18 protein-coding genes are annotated in these 16,825 nt (G+C 69.2%); 10 read left to right on the forward strand and 8 right to left on the reverse strand.

The annotated features are described in order from the left end of the window. The first annotated feature begins 74 nt into the window (after positions 1 to 74). A complete protein-coding gene (locus ACGFIF_RS13885; protein WP_393154614.1) occupies positions 75 to 1,550 on the forward strand; it encodes an LCP family protein in 1,476 nt (491 codons plus the stop codon). A gap of 6 nt (positions 1,551 to 1,556) precedes the next feature. Further along, on the forward strand, positions 1,557 to 2,564 hold the full coding sequence (locus tag ACGFIF_RS13890) for a glycosyltransferase family 2 protein (protein WP_393154615.1): 1,008 nt from the start codon (positions 1,557 to 1,559) through the stop codon (positions 2,562 to 2,564). On the opposite strand, the gene ACGFIF_RS13895 is transcribed toward ACGFIF_RS13890, so the two are convergent. Genes ACGFIF_RS13895 through ACGFIF_RS13915 form a run of 5 tightly spaced genes read right to left on the reverse strand, consistent with a single transcriptional unit; the run spans position 2,550 to position 6,760 of the window. Next, positions 2,550 to 3,305, reverse strand: coding sequence for an ABC transporter ATP-binding protein (locus tag ACGFIF_RS13895; protein WP_393154616.1), 756 nt, complete (start codon positions 3,303 to 3,305; stop codon positions 2,550 to 2,552). The two genes, ACGFIF_RS13890 and ACGFIF_RS13895, sit on opposite strands and share 15 nt — an antisense overlap. Beyond that, positions 3,292 to 4,179: an ABC transporter permease gene (locus ACGFIF_RS13900; RefSeq protein WP_393154617.1), complete on the reverse strand. Its 888-nt coding sequence runs from the start codon at positions 4,177 to 4,179 to the stop codon at positions 3,292 to 3,294. The genes ACGFIF_RS13895 and ACGFIF_RS13900 overlap by 14 nt, the downstream gene beginning before the upstream one ends. Before the next feature lie 38 nt (positions 4,180 to 4,217). Continuing rightward, positions 4,218 to 4,919 (reverse strand): tyrosine-protein phosphatase, encoded by a 702-nt coding sequence (locus ACGFIF_RS13905; RefSeq protein ID WP_393154618.1) that lies wholly within the window; start codon positions 4,917 to 4,919, stop codon positions 4,218 to 4,220. Between the two features lie 9 nt (positions 4,920 to 4,928). Next, positions 4,929 to 6,035 (reverse strand): iron-containing alcohol dehydrogenase family protein, encoded by a 1,107-nt coding sequence (locus ACGFIF_RS13910; RefSeq protein ID WP_393154619.1) that lies wholly within the window; start codon positions 6,033 to 6,035, stop codon positions 4,929 to 4,931. Beyond that, on the reverse strand, positions 6,023 to 6,760 hold the full coding sequence (locus tag ACGFIF_RS13915; RefSeq protein ID WP_393154620.1) for a sugar phosphate nucleotidyltransferase: 738 nt from the start codon (positions 6,758 to 6,760) through the stop codon (positions 6,023 to 6,025). The genes ACGFIF_RS13910 and ACGFIF_RS13915 overlap by 13 nt, the downstream gene beginning before the upstream one ends. A gap of 67 nt (positions 6,761 to 6,827) precedes the next feature. On the opposite strand from ACGFIF_RS13915, the gene galE reads away from it, so the two are divergent. Both galE and ACGFIF_RS13925 read left to right on the forward strand, forming a co-directional pair. Next, positions 6,828 to 7,781, forward strand: a complete 954-nt coding sequence (galE, locus tag ACGFIF_RS13920) for a UDP-glucose 4-epimerase GalE (protein ID WP_393154621.1) — start codon at positions 6,828 to 6,830, stop codon at positions 7,779 to 7,781. 20 nt (positions 7,782 to 7,801) lie between these two features. Then, positions 7,802 to 8,221, forward strand: coding sequence for a hypothetical protein (locus ACGFIF_RS13925; RefSeq protein ID WP_393154622.1), 420 nt, complete (start codon positions 7,802 to 7,804; stop codon positions 8,219 to 8,221). Here the strand turns inward: ACGFIF_RS13925 and ACGFIF_RS13930 are convergent. After that, a complete protein-coding gene (locus ACGFIF_RS13930) occupies positions 8,218 to 8,997 on the reverse strand; it encodes an SDR family NAD(P)-dependent oxidoreductase (protein WP_393154623.1) in 780 nt (259 codons plus the stop codon). The genes ACGFIF_RS13925 and ACGFIF_RS13930 overlap by 4 nt on opposite strands. A 1-nt stretch (position 8,998) precedes the next feature. Next, positions 8,999 to 9,679: a TIGR03089 family protein gene (locus tag ACGFIF_RS13935; protein WP_393154624.1), complete on the reverse strand. Its 681-nt coding sequence runs from the start codon at positions 9,677 to 9,679 to the stop codon at positions 8,999 to 9,001. 67 nt (positions 9,680 to 9,746) lie between these two features. Here ACGFIF_RS13935 and tatA point away from each other — a divergent pair, with 67 nt between their 5' ends. Then, the gene (gene tatA, locus ACGFIF_RS13940) at positions 9,747 to 10,082 is read left to right on the forward strand and encodes a twin-arginine translocase TatA/TatE family subunit (RefSeq protein WP_393154625.1); all 336 of its coding nucleotides are present in this window, start codon (positions 9,747 to 9,749) and stop codon (positions 10,080 to 10,082) included. On the opposite strand, the gene ACGFIF_RS13945 is transcribed toward tatA, so the two are convergent. Further along, a complete protein-coding gene (locus ACGFIF_RS13945; protein ID WP_393154626.1) occupies positions 10,020 to 10,937 on the reverse strand; it encodes a LysR family transcriptional regulator in 918 nt (305 codons plus the stop codon). The two genes, tatA and ACGFIF_RS13945, sit on opposite strands and share 63 nt — an antisense overlap. Positions 10,938 to 11,007: 70 nt before the next feature. On the opposite strand from ACGFIF_RS13945, the gene ACGFIF_RS13950 reads away from it, so the two are divergent. The 5 genes from ACGFIF_RS13950 to ACGFIF_RS13970 all read left to right on the forward strand — a co-directional run bounded on the left by ACGFIF_RS13950 (position 11,008) and on the right by ACGFIF_RS13970 (position 16,630). After that, positions 11,008 to 11,829 carry an SDR family NAD(P)-dependent oxidoreductase gene (locus tag ACGFIF_RS13950; protein WP_393154627.1) on the forward strand — a complete coding sequence of 274 codons (822 nt, stop codon included), beginning with the start codon at positions 11,008 to 11,010 and terminating at the stop codon, positions 11,827 to 11,829. 47 nt (positions 11,830 to 11,876) lie between these two features. Next, positions 11,877 to 13,214 carry a hemolysin family protein gene (locus ACGFIF_RS13955; protein WP_393154628.1) on the forward strand — a complete coding sequence of 446 codons (1,338 nt, stop codon included), beginning with the start codon at positions 11,877 to 11,879 and terminating at the stop codon, positions 13,212 to 13,214. After that, on the forward strand, positions 13,211 to 14,281 hold the full coding sequence (locus ACGFIF_RS13960; protein WP_393154629.1) for a hemolysin family protein: 1,071 nt from the start codon (positions 13,211 to 13,213) through the stop codon (positions 14,279 to 14,281). The genes ACGFIF_RS13955 and ACGFIF_RS13960 overlap by 4 nt, the downstream gene beginning before the upstream one ends. Before the next feature lie 130 nt (positions 14,282 to 14,411). Continuing rightward, the gene (locus ACGFIF_RS13965; protein WP_393154630.1) at positions 14,412 to 15,521 is read left to right on the forward strand and encodes an NAD(+)/NADH kinase; all 1,110 of its coding nucleotides are present in this window, start codon (positions 14,412 to 14,414) and stop codon (positions 15,519 to 15,521) included. 11 nt (positions 15,522 to 15,532) lie between these two features. Further along, positions 15,533 to 16,630, forward strand: coding sequence for a mannose-1-phosphate guanylyltransferase (locus tag ACGFIF_RS13970; RefSeq protein WP_393154631.1), 1,098 nt, complete (start codon positions 15,533 to 15,535; stop codon positions 16,628 to 16,630). Positions 16,631 to 16,825 lie beyond the last annotated feature (195 nt).

Here is a 16,825-nt window from a genome sequence, read left to right on the forward strand (position 1 = left end):
TGGGGACGACAAGGTACGGTCGACTGCAGCTTCGGTCCGCCGTGTTGCGTGAGATCAGAGAACGGAAGGACGTCATGCCGCAGGAGAAGCCTGACCTGCGCAGTCTCAGCGAGCCGGTGCGATTCAAGCGGGCGTTGACGCTGGTACTGATGACCCTGGTGCTGCCGGGGTCGGCGCAGATCGTGGCCGGTAGCAAGCGGGCCGGCAGATGGGCCTGGCGGGTGATCGCCGGCCTGGTCGCGATCGTCGTCTTCCTGGTCGTGCTCTCGCTGATCTGGCGGTCCGGCACGATCAATCTGATGGCCCGGCCGGGCACGCTGCGGATCGTCCAGATCCTGCTGATCGTGCTCGCGATCGGCTGGGCCGCGCTGTTCGTGGACGCGTACCGGCTCGGCCAGCCGCTGACGCTGGAGCGCAACCACCGGCTCGCCACCAGCATCCTGGACGCGGTGCTGGTGTTCGCGGTGGTCGGCGCACTGATCTACGGCAGTGTCATCGTGAACACGCAGCGGGACTTCGTCGCCAGTGTGTTCGGCAGCGGCCAGAAGTCGAAGGCCGAGAAGGGCCGCTACAACGTCCTGCTGCTCGGCGGCGACTCCGGTGCGGACCGGATCGGCACCCGGCCGGACAGCATCACGCTGGCCAGTATCGACGCCGACACCGGCCGGACCCTGCTGATCGGCCTGCCGCGGAACATGGCCAAAGTGCCGTTCCCGGCCGGTACGGCGATGGCCAAACAGTTCCCCGAGGGCTTCACCTGGAAGAACTGTGCGTCGAACTGCCTGCTCAACGGCGTCTACATGTACGCCTCCGAGCACAAGAACCTGTTCCCCAATGACCCGAACCCGGGCGTGACCGCGACCCGGCAGGCGGTCGAGGCGATCACCGGGCTGAAGGTGAACTACTACGTGCTGATCGACCTGGCCGGGTTCCGGGACCTGCTCAACGCGGTCGGCGGAATCACCCTGGACGTCGGCAAGCGGGTCCCGATCGGCGGCGGCAGTTCGCCGATCAAGGGCTATATCGAGGCCGGCAAGAACCAGCACCTGGACGGCTACCACGCGCTCTGGTTCGCCCGGTCCCGGGAGGGATCGACCGACTACGAGCGGATGACCCGGCAGAAGTGCGTGATGTCGGCGATGCTGAACCAGCTGTCGCCGCAGACCGTGCTGACCAAGTTCCAGGGCATCGCCAAGGCCAGCAAACAAGTGGTCCAGACCGACATTCCGGCCGGTGAGCTGGGCACCTTCACCGATCTCGCGCTGGACGCGAAGAAGCTCCCGGTGTCAAGCTTCTCCGCGGTCCCTCCGTTGATCCGGACCGGCGATCCCGACTTCGCCCTGATCAGGACCAAGGTTGCGGAAGCGGTCGGGAAGTCGGAAGCGCTGGACAAGGCGGCCCCGGAAGGAGACGGTAAGACTTCGAGCACTCCGCGTAGTCCTACCAGCAAGCCCACCACCAGTACCACCAAGAAGACCCCGAAACCCAGCAGCTCACCGTCCAAACCCACCAACGACGTCGACGACGTCGCTTCGATCTGTAAGGCCTGACCTGATATGCCGTTGTCCCACTGGCCGCCAGTGTCCGTCGTGATGCCCGTGCTGAACGAGGAACGCCACCTCGAGGAAGCGGTCGGCCGCGTCCTCGACCAGGACTATCCCGGCGAGCTGGAGGTCGTCCTCGCCATCGGCCCGAGCAAGGACCGGACCCAGGAGATCGCGGAGAAGCTCGCCGACCGCGACCCGCGGATCACGATCGTGCCGAACCCGACCGCCAAGACACCGGCCGCGCTGAACGTCGGCATCGCGCACGCCAAGCACGACATCCTGGTCCGGGTCGACGGCCACGGTGCCCTCACCGACGGGTACATCACCCGCGCGGTCGAGGTGCTCGACGAGAGCGGCGCGGACAACGTCGGCGGCGTGATGGCGGCCGAGGGCCGGACGCCGACCGAGATGGCGGTCGCCTGCGCGTACCGGTCCCGGCTGGGGCTCGGCGCGTCGACGTTCCACCAGGGCGGTAAGGCGGGTCCGGCCGACACTGTCTACCTCGGCGTGTTCCGGCGGGCCGCGCTGGAGCGGGTCGGCGGGTTCGACGAGACCATGCACCGGGCCCAGGACTGGGAGCTGAACTACCGGATCCGCAAGACCGGCGGCCTGATCTGGTTCAGCCCGGACCTGTCCGTCACCTACCGGCCGCGATCCTCGCTGTCGGCGGTGGCGAAGCAGTTCTTCCACACCGGCCAGTGGCGCCGTGAGGTGATCCGCCGGCACCCGGAGACCGCGAACAAGCGCTACCTCGCGCCGCCGGTCGCGGTGATCCTGCTGGCGATCGGCACCATCCTCGGCATCATCGGCCTGATCACCGGCAACAGCTGGCTCGACCTGGGCTTCCTGGCTCCGCTCGGCTACGGGCTGCTGCTGCTGGCGGGCTCGGCCTTCGAGGGGCGCTACCTGCCCTGGAAGGCGTTGTTCTGGATGCCGCTGGTCTGCGCCACCATGCACGTCTCGTGGGGTCTGGGCTTCCTGGTCGGCCTCCGCGAGAAGCCGTCAGCCGCGCGTTGATTTCGTGTAGGCGGCAACGACCTCGGCTGCACTGCCGTCGAGGCGGAGTACGCCTTGATCCAGCCACAGTGCGCGGTTGCAGGTGTCGAGTACGACGTCCAGGCTGTGGCTGACCAGGAACACTGTCCCGGCGTGGTCGCGTAGTTCGCGGATCTTGCGTTCGGACCGGACCCGGAATTCGGCGTCCCCGGTCGCGAGTGCCTCGTCGACGAGCAGGATGTCGTGGGTCTTGGCCGACGCGATCGCGAACTTCAGCCGGGCCGCCATCCCGGACGAGTACGTCGACATCGGCAGGTCGATGAACTCGCCGATCCCGGAGAACTCGACGATCTCGTCGTACCGCCGGTCGATCTCGGCCGCCGACATCCCCATCGCGAGACAGCCGAGGACGACGTTGCGGTCGCCGGTGAGGTCGTTCATCATCGCCGCGTTGACGCCGAGCAGCGACGGCCGGCCGCCGGTGTAGATGGCGCCGGACTCGGGTGGCAGCAGGCCGGCGATCGCGCGCAACAGGGTCGACTTGCCGGAGCCGTTGCGGCCGATCACGCCGATCGCGTCGCCTTTGTAGGCGGTGAAGCTGACGCCCTTGACCGCGTGCACCTCGCGGATCGTCGGCCGGTCCTGCCGCTTGAGGATGCGCCGGAACGCGGTGGCCGCCGTACCCTTGCCGCCCTGTCCGGCGATCACCTTGTAGACGATGTCCACGTGGTCGGCGATGACCGTCGGTTCAGCCCCGTCCATAGCGGTCCTCCGCTCGCCAGAAGTAGACGAACCCACCGGCCAGTACGACGACCGACCAGCCGATCGCGATCGGCCAGGCGTGCGGCAGCTGGTTCACCTCGTGCTCGTCGAGGAGCGACCGCCGGACGATGTCGATGTACGCCGAGATCGGGTTGAACGCGAGGACGTGGATCACCCACTCCGGCGCGTTCGCCTCGGTCAGCTTGGCCGGCAGCGAGAAGAAGATCCCGGAGGCGTACAGCCAGGTCCGGGTGATGAACGGCAGCAGCTGACTGACGTCGGAGATGAAGGTGCCGATCCGCGCGAAGATCAGCGTCATCCCGACGTTGAACATGCTCTGCAGCAGCAGCGCGGGGGCGACGAGCAGCCAGCGCCAGGCGAATCCGTCGGTCACGCCGACGATGACGAACAGGAGGCCCATCGAGACGAGCATCTGGTTCAGCTCGTTGAGCACGTAGCCCAGCGGGAGGGTCGCGCGCGGGAAGTGCAGGGTGCGGATCAGGGACAGGTTGAGGGCGAGGGAGCGCGAGCCCTCGGTCATGCAGCGCTGTGTGTAGGTGAAGACGAAGATCCCGCTGAGCAGGAACGCGACGTAGTTGTCGATCCCGTTCTTGGTGCCGAGCAGGACACCGAACGCCAGGTAGTAGACGGCCGCGTTCAGGATCGGGGTCAGCACCTGCCACAACGAGCCGAGGCGGGCACCGGCGTACATCGCGTAGGTGCGTGCTCGCGCATAGCTGGCGATGAACTTGCGACGGCCCCAGAGCTCACGCAGGTAGGCGCCGAGCCGTGGGCGGAGCGAACTCTTGGTCAGCCCGTAACGTTCGGCCAGTGCCGCCGGGTCAGTCACTCCGGTCGGCTTGGCGATGGGCATGGGCGCCAATGTACTGCGCTTGGTGATGTTGTCGTGACTCAGGTCAGGCGCTTGCGCAGCCGGTCGAGATCGTCGGTGCTGAGGCCGCCGTGGCGCAGGTAGGCCTCGGGGCCGCCGTACGTGTCGTCGAGGTGGCGCAGGATCGCGATGATCGACTCGGCCCGGGTGTCGCGGAACTCGATCATCTCCGGGTGCAACGACGTGTCCGGCTCGTCCGCGAGTTGCTCCTCCAGCCAGCCGGCCAGCCGTTCCTGGGTGAGGAAGTAGTCGGCCACGATCTCGTCCTCGGGTACGCCGGCGATGCTCAGGGCCAGCGCGACGACCATGCCGGTGCGGTCCTTGCCACCGTGGCAGTGCACCACCACCGCACCGTCGGGTGCGTCCGCGATCGCCTTCAGCGCGGCCGCGAACAACTCCGGGCGCCGATCGAGCATCCACGTACACGCATCGATGATGGTCGCCTGCCCGTGGTCCGGATCCGCCGGATCCTGCAACGCCTGCCGAACCGCCAACGGATCGTCCGTGAACGGCGTCGGCCACTCGGCCACCTCGCCGTCACCTCGCAGATCCAGGATCCGCCCGACGCCGGCCCGCCGTACCGCTTCGACGCCCTCGGGTGACAGGAACTGCAGGCTGTCGGCGCGAATCAGCACGCCCTCCCGGACCCGGCCCCCATCGGCCGTCGGCAATCCACCAACATCCCGCACGTTCCGGCACCCCGGCCAGTCAAGATCCACCACCCCATCCAATCAAACGCCGAGGTTCCGGCCTTCGGGGGTGACCGGGGCCTGGGTACGGGCGTAGGCGTGGTCGGTGAAGTCGGCGACCTTGGCGGTGATGCGTTCGGGGGTGAGCGCGGCTTCTTCCAGGACGGTGAAGCGGCCCGGGCGGGTCTGCGGGGCGAAGGCGACGATCTCGGCGAACTCGTCCAGCGTGAACCCGAGTTGCAGCGGCGTCACCGGCAGGCCGTGCCGGTACAGGCAGTCGACGGTGGCGTGGAAGCGGTCGAGGTCGCCGCGCAGGAACCAGGCGAACGCCGCGCCCAGCCCGACCTGCTCACCGTGGAATCCACGCCGCTCCGGGTACAGCAGGTCGATCGCGTGCGAGATCTCGTGACACGCCCCGGACGACGGCCGCGACGTACCGGCGACCACCATCGCCATCCCGGACAGCACCAGGCTTTCGGCCAGCGTGGTCAGGAACCGGTCGTCGGCGAGCGTGCCGGGATGGTCCATCACCGCCTGCGCCGCGGTCCGCGACAGGGCCACCGCCAGCCCGTCGATCGCCTCACCACGCAGCAGGTGCGCGGCCTCCCAGTCGGCGGTCGCGGACAGGTTCGAGACGATGTCGCCGATCCCGCTGCGGACCGACCCGGCCGGCGCCTGGCCGATCAGGTCCAGGTCGACCAGGACCGCGATCGGCGCCGGCACGCTGTACGAGCCGCGGCCGGCGTCGTTGTCCAGGGTGCTGATCGGCGAGGCGATCCCGTCGTGCGCGAGGTTGGTGGCGACCGCGACCATCGGCAACCCGATCCGGGCCGCGGCGAACTTGGTCACGTCCAGCACGGTGCCGCCGCCGATCCCGACGATCGCGTCGTACTGCTGCCGCCGGCTCTTCTCCATCAGCTTGATCGCGGCGTTGATCGTGCCGCCCTCCACGGTGAACCAGTCCGCGCCGACGAGGCCGGGCTCGAAGGTCTCCCGGATCTCCGGCCCGTGCGTCGCACCGACCGCGATCGCGACCCGCCCGGACGGCGAGATCCGCTGGTCCGCAAGGATCTTCGACAGGTCGCCCAGCGCCCCGCGCCGCACGTCGACCACCAACGGCACAGGAATCATCCGGGCTAGGAGCGGCATACGATCTCCCGCGCCCGGGCCAGGTCGTCGTGGTTGTCGATCTCGACCCAGTCGACGGTGCCGATCGGGGCGACATCGATGCGGAAACCCTGGTCCACCAGGATCTGGTACCCATCTTCGTAGTACAGGTTCGGATCGCGTTCCCAGGTCGCCCGGAGCGCGTCGGCGAGCTCCGCAGCGGCGGTCGGCTCGATCAGGGTGACGCCGATGTATTCGCCGGTGGCGGTGGCCGGATCCATCAGTTTGGTGATCCGCTCGACGCCGGCCGGCTCCGACCAGATCACCTTCATCTCCTCGTCGGCCAGCTTCTTCTCGGTGTCCAGCGCGAGGACGATCTGCCGGCCGTCACCCCGGGCGTCGAGCAGCGCGCGCTGGACCGAGGCCGGGTGCACGGTGTCACCGTTCGCGAGCATGACTCCGTTGGTCAGCAGGTCGCGGGCGCACCACAGCGAGTACGCGTTGTTCCAGGTCTCGGCCTTGTCGTTGTGGACGAGTTCGAGGTGTACGCCGTACCGCTCCTCGAAGCCCTTCACCCGGGCCTGGACGGCCTCGGCGGCGTACCCGACGACGACGGCGACCTCGGTGATGCCGACCTCGGCGTAGTTGGCCAGCGTGAGGTCGAGAACGGTGGTGCCGGGATGGATCGGGACCAGTGCCTTGGGCAACGTGTCCGTGTACGGGCGGAGGCGGCGGCCGGCTCCGGCGGCGAGCACAAGTCCGATCATTGCCTGATGGTACGGGTTCGGCCCGTCTGCGCGCCCTGGGTTGCGGTGTGGTGGCAGGATCGAAGACATGACGTGGCTCGTGACTGGTGGTGCCGGATACATCGGGGCGCATGTGGTGCGCGCGTTCCTCGCGGACGGTATCGACGTGGTGGTGATCGACGACCTGTCCAGCGGGAAGGCCGAGTTCGTCCCGGACGGCGTCCCGTTCGTGCGGTCGAACCTGCTCGACGGTGCGGCGGTCCGCGACGCGCTGGACGGGGTCAGCGGGGTCGTCCACCTCGCCGGGTTCAAGTACGCCGGAGTGTCGGTGGACCGGCCGTTGCACACCTACACGCAGAACGTGACCGCGATGGTGTCGCTGCTGGAGGCGATGGCGGACAAGGAGATCCGCAACCTCGTCTTCTCCTCCAGCGCGGGGGTCTACGGGACACCCAAGGACGAGGTGGTCACCGAGCAGACGCCGCCGGACCCGCAGAGCCCGTACGGCGAGTCGAAGCTGATCGGCGAGTGGTTGCTCCGGGACCAGGCCCGCGCCGTCGAGCTGAACCACACCTCCCTGCGGTACTTCAATGTGGTCGGCTCCGGCGATCCTTCGGTATACGACGCCAGTCCGTACAACCTGTTCCCGATCGTGTGCGACTTGTTGACGCGGGGGAAGGTCCCGCAGATCTACGGCACCGATCACCCGACGCCGGACGGCACGTCGGTCAAGGACTACGTGCACGTTGCTGACCTGGCCCGCGCGCACGTGGCCGCGGCCCGGGCACTCGAAGGCGGGAAGGCGCTGGAACGCGTCTACAACCTCGGCAGCGGCACCGGTACGTCGGTCCGCGAGATCATGGACGCCGCCCGCAGAGTCACCGGCATCGACTTCACGCCGACGGAAGGCCCCCGCCGTCCGGGCGACCCCTCCCGGGTCGTCGCCACCGGCGAACTGGCCGCCCGCGACCTGGACTGGAAGAACAGCTACACGGTCGACGACATGTTCGCCACCGCGTGGCAGGCCTGGCCGAAGGGCTGATCCGGCCTACCATCTGGCCCATGACTGCCGACCCCGGCAACCCCGTTGGGATGCCCGACCCCGGCAACCCTGCCGGGAAGCCCGCCGGGATGCCCGACCCCGGGGGCCGATGGACTCCGCCGGGGGCGGCGGACGCCGTTGTGGGGTGCCCATGTGGGCTGCCGGTGCGGCAGCCGTGGCGGACGCGTGACGCGCTCTGGAGCCCCGCGTCGTTCCTCGGCGGGCTGATCTGGCTCGCGCTCGGGATCGGATCGGTCATCGGTGGCTGGACGACCTTTGGTTACAGCCTGCTCGGCGTTCTGGCTGCGCTGACTCCGGGATCCCTTGTTTTGCAGGCGATCCGCCGTCATCGCGGCGGATGCCTGCTCGGTCGCGCGTTCTGGTTCGGCCTCGCTGTTCCCGGCCTACCGCTCCGCGTGACCTTCTGGTTCAGCTTCTAGTACTCCTTCCGGAAGTGGCCGGAGGGGGTCAGGTTCATCAGGCCCGGGCCGGTGAGGATGCCGCCTTCGACCGGGAGGGTGTGGCCGGTGATCCAGGAGGCGTCGTCGGAGGCGAGGAACGCGACGGCGGCGGCGATGTCCTCGGGTTCGCCGACCCGGCCGAGCGGATACATCTTGCCGAACTCTGTGAGCGTGTCCGGCTGATTGTCCCAGTTCGGGGTCCGGATGGTGCCCGGCGCGACGACGTTGAAGCGGATGCCCATCCCGCCGTACCGCGCCGCGTAGTTCACCGTCATCGCGATCTGGCCGGCTTTGGCCGCGGAGTACTCGATGTTGCCGAAGGCAGCGAGGCCGTTCACCGAACTGATGGTGACCACGTTGCCGCGGGTCTTCACCAGGTGCGGGAGCGCCGCCTGGATGCAGCGAGCCGCACCGACCAGGGTCAGGTCAAGCTGCTGGTGCCACTCCTCGGTGGTCGCATCCTCGGGCACGGACGTCACGATGCACCCGCCGGCGTTGTTCACCACCACGTCCAGCCGGCCGAACCGCTCGACCGCGGCGGCGACCGCCGCGTCGACGTCGTCGCGGTTCGTCACGTCGACCCGCAGGCCGATCGCCTGCTCGCCGAGCTCCCCGGCGACCTGAGCGACCTTCTCCTCCTGGAGATCGGTCACGACCACCGAGCCACCCTCGGCCGCGATCCGCCGTGCCACCGCGGCACCGATCCCTTGCGCCGCCGCCGTGACGAGTGCCACCCGCCCTGTGAACCGCTGCACGTCAGTCTCCCACCACTCGATCGACCTTTTCGTCCGACATCCGCCGCTCCAGTTTCGACGCGTCCAGGTTGCGGCAGAGCACGATCGAACCACCTCCGGCGATCACCCCGACCAGCAGACCCACACCTTCGGGGCTGACCAGGTCGCGGGTGACCAGGATCCGGTCCGCGATCGGTTCCGCCGTACTGATCAGGTCGTCGTGTGTCAGGTCGTCGTACGCCGGTGACGTCGGCGACGGTGGATCGAACGGGACGAACACGTCCGGGTGGTTGTAGACCTCGGCGCCGTAGTCGTGGATGCCGTCCGGGAGCGGCTCGCGGAACCGGCCGCCGAGCGGCAGCAGCGCCGACGCGATGGTCTCCCGCTCACCGCGGATCGCGAAGTCCGGTCCGGTGATCGCGAGCGCGCCGGTGCCGCTGGTGAGCGACGCGCCGGCCGACCAGGCGGACAGCGCCCAGACGACGCCGAGCCAGTGCGGCGGAAGCCCGATCGCGACCGTCTCGCCGGACTCCAGGTCGTACTCGTCGACCAGCAGGTTGGCCGTCTTGGCGACCCAGTTCGCGGTGGTGACGGTGCTCAACTCGATCCGCTCACCGCTCGCGTCGTCGTAGTAGGTGAGGAAGGGAGCGCCACCGTCCCGGCGGACCGCGGTGGCGAAAAGTTCCGGCAGAACTCGTGACATATGGCCCACCCTACGGTTCGCCGGCCGACGTACTTTGGCGGGGGATTTCCTGGAAAGAGGACATGTCATGGTGCCACTGCTCGAGCTGCCGCAGGGCGGCGAATGGATCGTCATCCTGGTCATCGTGGTGTTGCTGTTCGGGGCGAAGAAGCTGCCCGAGCTCAGCCGGAACGCCGCCCGGGCGATGGTCGAGTTCAAAAAGGTCACCGCCGAGGAGGAGAAGCCGGCACCTGCACCTGCACCTGCACCTGCACCTGCACCGGCACCGGCAGCACCGGCAGCAGCGGCACCGGCAGCAGCGGCGAGCGCGGTCGAGGCGAAGGCGCCGGCGGCCCAGGGCTCAGTGACCGACCTCGAGGGTGGCGGCGCGCAGGGCGTCGGCGAGGAGCGCCGCGGCGTCTGACGGCCGGCCGGGAAGCCGGGCCAGGACGGTCCGGCGGAGTTCTTCCGGTCCACCGCGGACAGCGAGCACGCGGACGCCGGGCGGTGCGGCCGCGGCCATCGATGCGGAGATCGTGGTCAGACCGGCACCGGCAGCGACCAGCTGCAGCTTCGCCAGCCAGTCGCGGACCGTGTGCGCGATCTCCGGACGTTCGTCGAGCCCCGGCCACACACCCATCAGCAACTCCTCGCCGGACGGCGGCCCGGCGATCCAGCGCTGACCGCGCAGTTCGGACACGTCCACCCAGTCGTTCGCGGCGAGCGGATGACCGGCCGGCACCGCCAGCAGCAGGCTCCGCTCTGCCAGCGTCTCCAGCTTCAGCGCGGGCGACTCGGCGTCCGGCGGCCGGAACGGCGGCGCCGACGCCAGCAACGCCAGATCCACGCTGCCCGCCCGCAGCGCCCGTACCAGGGCCGGCGTCGAGCCTTCCCGCGTCGTCACCGTGATCGCCGGATGTGCCCGCCGCAACGCACTGATTGCCCGGGGCAACACCACCGCACCCGTGCTCGGGAACCACCCGAGCCGCACGGTCCCACCCGCCACCGGCAGCCCGGCCAGCTCACGTGCGGTCGCGTCGATCCGATCCAGTACGCCGGCAGCGGTGCGCAGTACCACCTGGCCTGCTGCCGTCAGCCGCACGCCTTCGCGCCGCCGTTCGAGCAACGACGCACCTGCCGCACGCTCGAGCGAGGCGATCTGCCGGGACACCGCCGACTGCGTGTACCCGAGAGCGGTCGCCGCCGACGTGAACGTCCCGCGCTCCGCGACCTCGCGGAACACCCGTAACGCGACCAGGGAGACATCGGTGAAGTCCATGACGTTTACGCATACTACGTGTGCTGAAGTCTCGTTGGAGTCATGCCGGATCCGAACCTAGGTTGGCCGCATGACAGCTCATCGCATCGCTCTCGTCACCGGCGCCAACCAAGGCATCGGCTTCGCCTTCGTCCAGGAGCTCGCCACCCGGATGGACCCCGAGGACCTGGTCCTCCTCACTGGCAGAGATCCCCAGCGGGTGGCCGAGGCGGTCAGCAGGATCGACGGAGTCGCCCGGGTCGAGGGGCGGGTGCTGGACGTGACCGACCCGGATGCGGTCGCCGGACTGGCCGGGGAGCTGGGGGCGGTCGACATCGTGATCTCCAACGCGATCGGACCGTTGGTGCCGGAGCGTCCCCAGAGTGAGCAGGTGGATGTCTTCGTGGATGTCGCCAATCGCGGCGCGCAGTACGTGCTCCGGTCGTTCGGACCGATCATCAGGCCCGGCGGCCGGCTGATCGTGGTGGCGAGTTCGCTGGGCACGCTCGATCACCTGCCGGAGCGGTTGTGGCCCCGGTTCGACGGCGTGACGTTGGCGGAGGTCGAGCAAGCGGTCGAGGACTGGCTACGCTCAGTGCACGACGGTACGGCGGGGGAGCACGGCTGGCCGGAGTGGATCAACCTGCCGTCCAAGGTTGCGCAGGTCGCGGCGGTCCGGGCGGTCGCGGCAACCCGTCGTACCGCGGATCTGGCCGACGGGACGTTGGTCGCAGCGGTCTGTCCGGGGCTGGTCGACACGCGTGCGTCGCGACCGTGGTTCGAGGACTTCAGCCAGGCGAAGGCGCCGGCCGAGGCGGTCACGCCGATCGTGGACCTCATCCTGGCCGACCGCGTCGATCCGGCCATGTACGGCGAGTTGATCCGCGACGGCAAGGTCCTCCTCTGGAAGTAGTTCACCCCGCGGTACTGCGATCGCTGGAGTTCTCCTACAGTCGGTACATGCTGATCCTGGCCGGCCTGGGCCTCATCCTGGTGCTGACCGTTGCCACCGGCTACTTCGTCGCGCAGGAGTTCTCGTACGTCGCGGTCGACCGGAACCGGCTGCACAAGCTGGCCGACGGTGGTGACGCGGCGGCCGCCCGAGCCCTGAAGGTGACGGCGCGGCTCTCGTTCGTGCTGTCCGGCGCGCAACTCGGGATCACCATCACCGCACTTCTGGCCGGGTATGTCGCCGAGCCCTACCTCGGTGAGGGCCTGGCCCGCGTCCTCGGCTCGGCCGGCGTCCCGGAGACGGTCAGCCTGTCCATCTCGGTCGTCCTGGCGTTGCTCGCGGCAACGATCATCCAGATGGTGCTGGGCGAGCTGGCGCCGAAGAACCTGGCGATCGCGAAGGCCGAAGCGATCGCGCTGGGCCTGTCCCGGTCCACGTTGATGTACCTGGCCGTCGCGGGTCCGCTGATCACGGTCTTCGACACCGCCTCGAACCGGATCCTGCGCCGGGTCGGCATCGAGCCGGTCGAGGAACTCCCGCAGGGTGCCACTGCTCAGGAGCTCGACCGCATCATCGTCAGCTCGTACGAGCAGGGGCTGCTGGACGAGGACACCACGCGGCTGCTCGACCGCGGCCTCGACTTCCGTGGCCGGATCGCCGGTGAGGCGATGCGCCCGCGCCCCGACGTGGTCACCGTGCACCAGGACGACCCGCTGACCCGGGTGGTCGAGCTGCAGGACACCGGGCACAGCCGGTTCCCGGTCATCGCCGACTCCGTCGACGAGGTGGTCGGGGTGATCGCGATCGGCGACGTGGTCGAGGTCGAACCGGCCGACCGGAGCCACGTCACTGTGGGCTCACTCGCGTCGGAGCCGGTCGCCATACCGTTCACGCTGCCGCTGCCCGTCGTACTGGAACGGCTACGGACGGCGCATCGCCAGCTCGCGATCGTGGTGGACGAGTACGGCGGATTCGCCGGGATCATCACGCTGGAGGACATCGCGGAGGAACTGGTCGGTGAGATCCGGGACGAGGACGATCTGCCGGAGACCGGGCTGGTCCAGGGCGCGGACGGGTCGTGGGTGGTGCCGGCGCGCTGGCGGCTCGACGAGGTCGCCGAGGCCACCGGCATCAACCTGCCGGAGGGGGACGGCTACGAGACGGTGTCCGGCCTGGTGATGGCCGAGCTCGGCCGGATCCCGGTGGTCGGTGACGAGGTGATGGTGGAACTGCCCCGGCGGTTCGATCACGACGGCCGCCTGATCCCGCCCGAGATCGTCCGGCTCACGGTTCAGAGCATCGAACGGCATGTGCCGGGGATCGTCGTGATGGAGCGGGTGACATGAGTACGCCGATCGCCCTGCTCATCTCGGGACTGCTGCTGATCCTGAACGGGTTCTTCGTGGCCGCGGAGTTCGCCCTGGTCGCGTCGAAGCGGCACCGGCTCGAAGCGGCCGCCGCGTCCGGCAGCCGATCGGCACGGGCCGCGATCGCCGGAGTGAGCGAGCTGTCGCTGATGCTCGCCGGCGCCCAGCTCGGCATCACCCTGTGCACGCTCGGCCTCGGCTCACTGGCCGAGCCGGCGGTCGCGCACCTGCTGCATCCGCTGTTCGAGCTGATCGGCCTGCCGGAGGGCGCCGGCCATGTGATCGCGCTGATCATCGCCGTCGGTGGTATCGGTCTGCTGCACGTCCTGCTCGGTGAGATGGCCCCGAAGTCCTGGGCGATCAGCAACCCCGAGCGGTCCGCGCAGCTGCTCGCGCTGCCGTTCCGCGGTTTCACGTTCGTCTTCCGCCCGTTGCTCCTTGTCCTCAACTGGCTCGCCAACCTCTGCGTCCGCGCACTCAAGGTGACCCCGCAGAACGAGCTGGCCAGCGCCCACGGTCCGGACGAACTCCGGCTGCTGATCGAGTCGTCCCGCCGGCACGGCACCCTCGAAGCGGCCGAACACGACCTGCTGACCGCGATGCTCGCCCTGCAGAACACCACGGTCGTCCAGGTGATGACGCCGATCGCGAACCTCAGCACGGTCCCGGCCGACGCCTCGGCCCGCGAGGTGGAGCTCACCAGCCGGCGTCAAGGCCGCTCCCGCCTGGCCGTCGTCAGCACCGGTACGACGATCTGCGGCATCGTGCACGTCCGTGACGCTGCCCGCGCGACCACGGGCGGCGGGACCACCCTCCGCGCCTCCGACCTGATGACGGCGCCGCTGCAGTTGCCGGCCGACACCCCGGTCGCGACGGCGATCCGGACGATGCGCGATCGCCGTTCCCAGTTGGCCGTCGTACAGGCCGATGATCAGCCGCTCGGGGTGGTGGCGCTGGAGGATCTGCTCGAGGAGGTGATCGGGGAGTTCGACGACGAGACGGACCCGATCATCAGTGCCGCGCGGGGAGAAGCACCGGAGCAGTAGTCTCCCGGATCGTTGAAGTTGCCGAGGGCAAGCAAGTCGATGTGGTGGAGTCGTGGTCGGACCTGGTGAGTAACGGTCCTCCGGGCGGTTGGCTACCTTTGAGGCAGTAACCGTCCGGAGGAGGACTGTCGTGCCTGTACGCCGGCTTGGGCTAGTAGTTCACGAGGGGCGTCCGCTCGCCGTGCAGACGGCCGGGACCGTGCGGGAGTGGGCGGACCGGCACGGGATCGGGTGCACCGATATCGACGTCTGGAAGGCGCATGAGGACCGGCGCGGCGGCATGGACGAGCTGCATCACGCCGGCGACCCGGATCTGGTCGTGACGCTGGGCGGTGACGGGACGTTCCTGCGCGGCGCCCGGATCGCGGCCAAGAACAACGCCGCCGTCCTCGGGGTGGACCTCGGCAAGGTCGGCTTCCTGACCGAGGTCGCCTGCAGCGACGTGGAGGCGGCGCTCGAGGCGGTGCACCACGGTGGGGCCAGCTTCGAGGAGCGGATGACGCTGACCATGCGGGCGTCCCGTCCGTTGGAGATTCCGGCCGGGATCGAGTCGCTACTGCGGTACGGACACGGGCCTTCGCTGCCGCCACCGGCTGTCCGGGCGGAGAGCACCGAGGGTGACGGGTGGGGTGTTGCGCTGGACGTGACGGCGTTGAACGACGTCGTACTGGAGAAGCTGGCTCGGGATCACCAGGTGGCGCTTGGTGTGTACCTGTCCGGGCGGTTGCTGGCGTCGTACTCGGCGGATGCGGTGATCGTGGCGACGCCGACCGGCTCGACGGCGTACAGTTTCGCGGCCGGTGGACCGATCCTGTCGCCGAACACCGAGGCGATCGTGTTCACCCCGGTCGCACCGCACATGACTTTCAACCGTTCCGTTGTGGCGGCGCCCGACGAGTCGATCGGGCTGCGCGTGCTGCCGCACTCGGGACAGGCCGCGGTCAGCATTGACGGGCAGTTGCGTGGGGTGCTCGACCCCGGCGACTGGATCGGCGTGTACGGCGCGCCCCGACGGCTGCGCCTGGTGCGGCTGCGCCCGACGGATTTCTACGGCCGGCTGCGCGATCGCTTCCGCCTGACCGACGCCCCCGCAACCGCCCAGGACGGCGAATCCGACGCCTTCTGGCGCCCAACCACCCCCGTCCCCGCAGACCTGTCCCACCTCCGCCTGCCCCCACCCCCCGACGACGTCCCTTCCGACGCCGCCCAGCTCTCCTCGCCACCTGACGACGCCCGGTAAGGTCTCTCCTCATGCGAAACGTGGTGATCCTGGCCGGAGGTTCGGGGACGCGGCTGTGGCCGATGTCGAGGGACGACAGGCCCAAGCAGGTGCTACCGCTGGCGGCCGGGCAGTCGCTGCTGCGGGTGGCGTACAACCGGCTGCGCGGCCTGGTCGAGCCGGAGAACATCTACGTATGCACGGTCGGTGCGTACACCGAGGTGGTCCGCAAGGAGCTGCCGGAGCTCGGCGAGCACAACATCATCGGTGAGCCCGCCCGCCGCGACACCGCGAACGCGGTCGGCCTCGCGTCCGCCGTGGTGGCCCGCAACGACCCCGACGCCGTGGTGGCGTTCGTCGGGTCGGATCACCTGATCAGCCCGGAAGACGAGTTCCGGGCCGCGATCGAGAGCGGTTTCGACGTGGTCGAGCAGCGGGCCCGGTCGCTGGTGACGTTCGGGATCGAGCCGACCCATCCGCACACCGGCCTCGGCTACATCGAACGCGGCGAGGCCATCGAGAGGACCAAGGCGTACGTCGTCGACCGGTTCCGGGAGAAGCCGGACCGCGCCACCGCCGAGGAGTACCTGGCCACCGGGCGGTTCTGGTGGAACTCCGGCATGTTCGTCTGGCGGGCCGAGACCGTGCTCAGCGTCCTCGACGAGCTGCTGCCCGAGTCCGCCTCGCAACTGCGCCAGGTCGCGTCGGTCTGGGACACCCCGGAGCGTGACGCCACGCTGGCCGAGATCTACCCGAACCTGCGCAAGATCAGCGTCGACTACGCGGTGATGGAGCCGGCCTCCCAGGGCAAGGTCGACGCCGACGTGGTCGTCGTACCGATGCCGGTGCACTGGCTGGACGTCGGCTCGTGGGCCGCGCTGGCCGGCACGTACGGCGTCGATGCCTGCGGCAACCGCACGGACGGCACCACGCTGAGCTGCCTGCTCGACTCCCACGACAACATCATCGTCACCGACGACCCCGACCACCTGATCGCTGCCGTCGGCCTCCGCAGCCACATCATCGTCCACACTCAGGACGTCACCATGGTCTGCCCACTCGCCGACGGCGAACGCGTCAAAGACCTGGTAGCCCAAGTCCAAGAAGACCACGCCGAGCGCTACATCTAACCGCCCAAAGGACACCGCCTCCGGCGGGGTCGCGCGGCCTGGTAGCGGCGTGCAGGTGATCGGCGGACCAACTGCGGACACCTGACGAGGGGCTGCTACGCGACCGGACACGCCTCCGGCGGAGGGCTCGATGGCCAACCGCGACGAGCGATCGGCGAACGGGATGTGGACGCCTCCGCGAGGCTGGTGCGCAGG

The sequence above is a fragment of the Kribbella sp. NPDC049174 genome (genome assembly GCF_043197365.1).
Lineage (GTDB): Bacteria > Actinomycetota > Actinomycetes > Propionibacteriales > Kribbellaceae > Kribbella.

Excerpts from the sequence above, each read along its gene's own strand:
- ACGFIF_RS13885 (WP_393154614.1), top strand. The coding sequence starts at position 75 with ATGCCGCAGGAGAAGCCTGACCTGCGCAGTCTCAGCGAGCCGGTGCGA.
- ACGFIF_RS13890 (WP_393154615.1), top strand. The coding sequence starts at position 1,557 with ATGCCGTTGTCCCACTGGCCGCCAGTGTCCGTCGTGATGCCCGTGCTG.
- ACGFIF_RS13895 (WP_393154616.1), bottom strand. The coding sequence starts at position 3,305 with ATGGACGGGGCTGAACCGACGGTCATCGCCGACCACGTGGACATCGTC.
- ACGFIF_RS13900 (WP_393154617.1), bottom strand. The coding sequence starts at position 4,179 with ATGCCCATCGCCAAGCCGACCGGAGTGACTGACCCGGCGGCACTGGCC.
- ACGFIF_RS13910 (WP_393154619.1), bottom strand. The coding sequence starts at position 6,035 with ATGCCGCTCCTAGCCCGGATGATTCCTGTGCCGTTGGTGGTCGACGTG.
- ACGFIF_RS13915 (WP_393154620.1), bottom strand. The coding sequence starts at position 6,760 with ATGATCGGACTTGTGCTCGCCGCCGGAGCCGGCCGCCGCCTCCGCCCG.
- galE (WP_393154621.1), top strand. The coding sequence starts at position 6,828 with ATGACGTGGCTCGTGACTGGTGGTGCCGGATACATCGGGGCGCATGTG.
- ACGFIF_RS13925 (WP_393154622.1), top strand. The coding sequence starts at position 7,802 with ATGACTGCCGACCCCGGCAACCCCGTTGGGATGCCCGACCCCGGCAAC.
- ACGFIF_RS13935 (WP_393154624.1), bottom strand. The coding sequence starts at position 9,679 with ATGTCACGAGTTCTGCCGGAACTTTTCGCCACCGCGGTCCGCCGGGAC.
- tatA (WP_393154625.1), top strand. The coding sequence starts at position 9,747 with ATGGTGCCACTGCTCGAGCTGCCGCAGGGCGGCGAATGGATCGTCATC.
- ACGFIF_RS13945 (WP_393154626.1), bottom strand. The coding sequence starts at position 10,937 with ATGGACTTCACCGATGTCTCCCTGGTCGCGTTACGGGTGTTCCGCGAG.
- ACGFIF_RS13950 (WP_393154627.1), top strand. The coding sequence starts at position 11,008 with ATGACAGCTCATCGCATCGCTCTCGTCACCGGCGCCAACCAAGGCATC.
- ACGFIF_RS13955 (WP_393154628.1), top strand. The coding sequence starts at position 11,877 with ATGCTGATCCTGGCCGGCCTGGGCCTCATCCTGGTGCTGACCGTTGCC.
- ACGFIF_RS13960 (WP_393154629.1), top strand. The coding sequence starts at position 13,211 with ATGAGTACGCCGATCGCCCTGCTCATCTCGGGACTGCTGCTGATCCTG.
- ACGFIF_RS13970 (WP_393154631.1), top strand. The coding sequence starts at position 15,533 with ATGCGAAACGTGGTGATCCTGGCCGGAGGTTCGGGGACGCGGCTGTGG.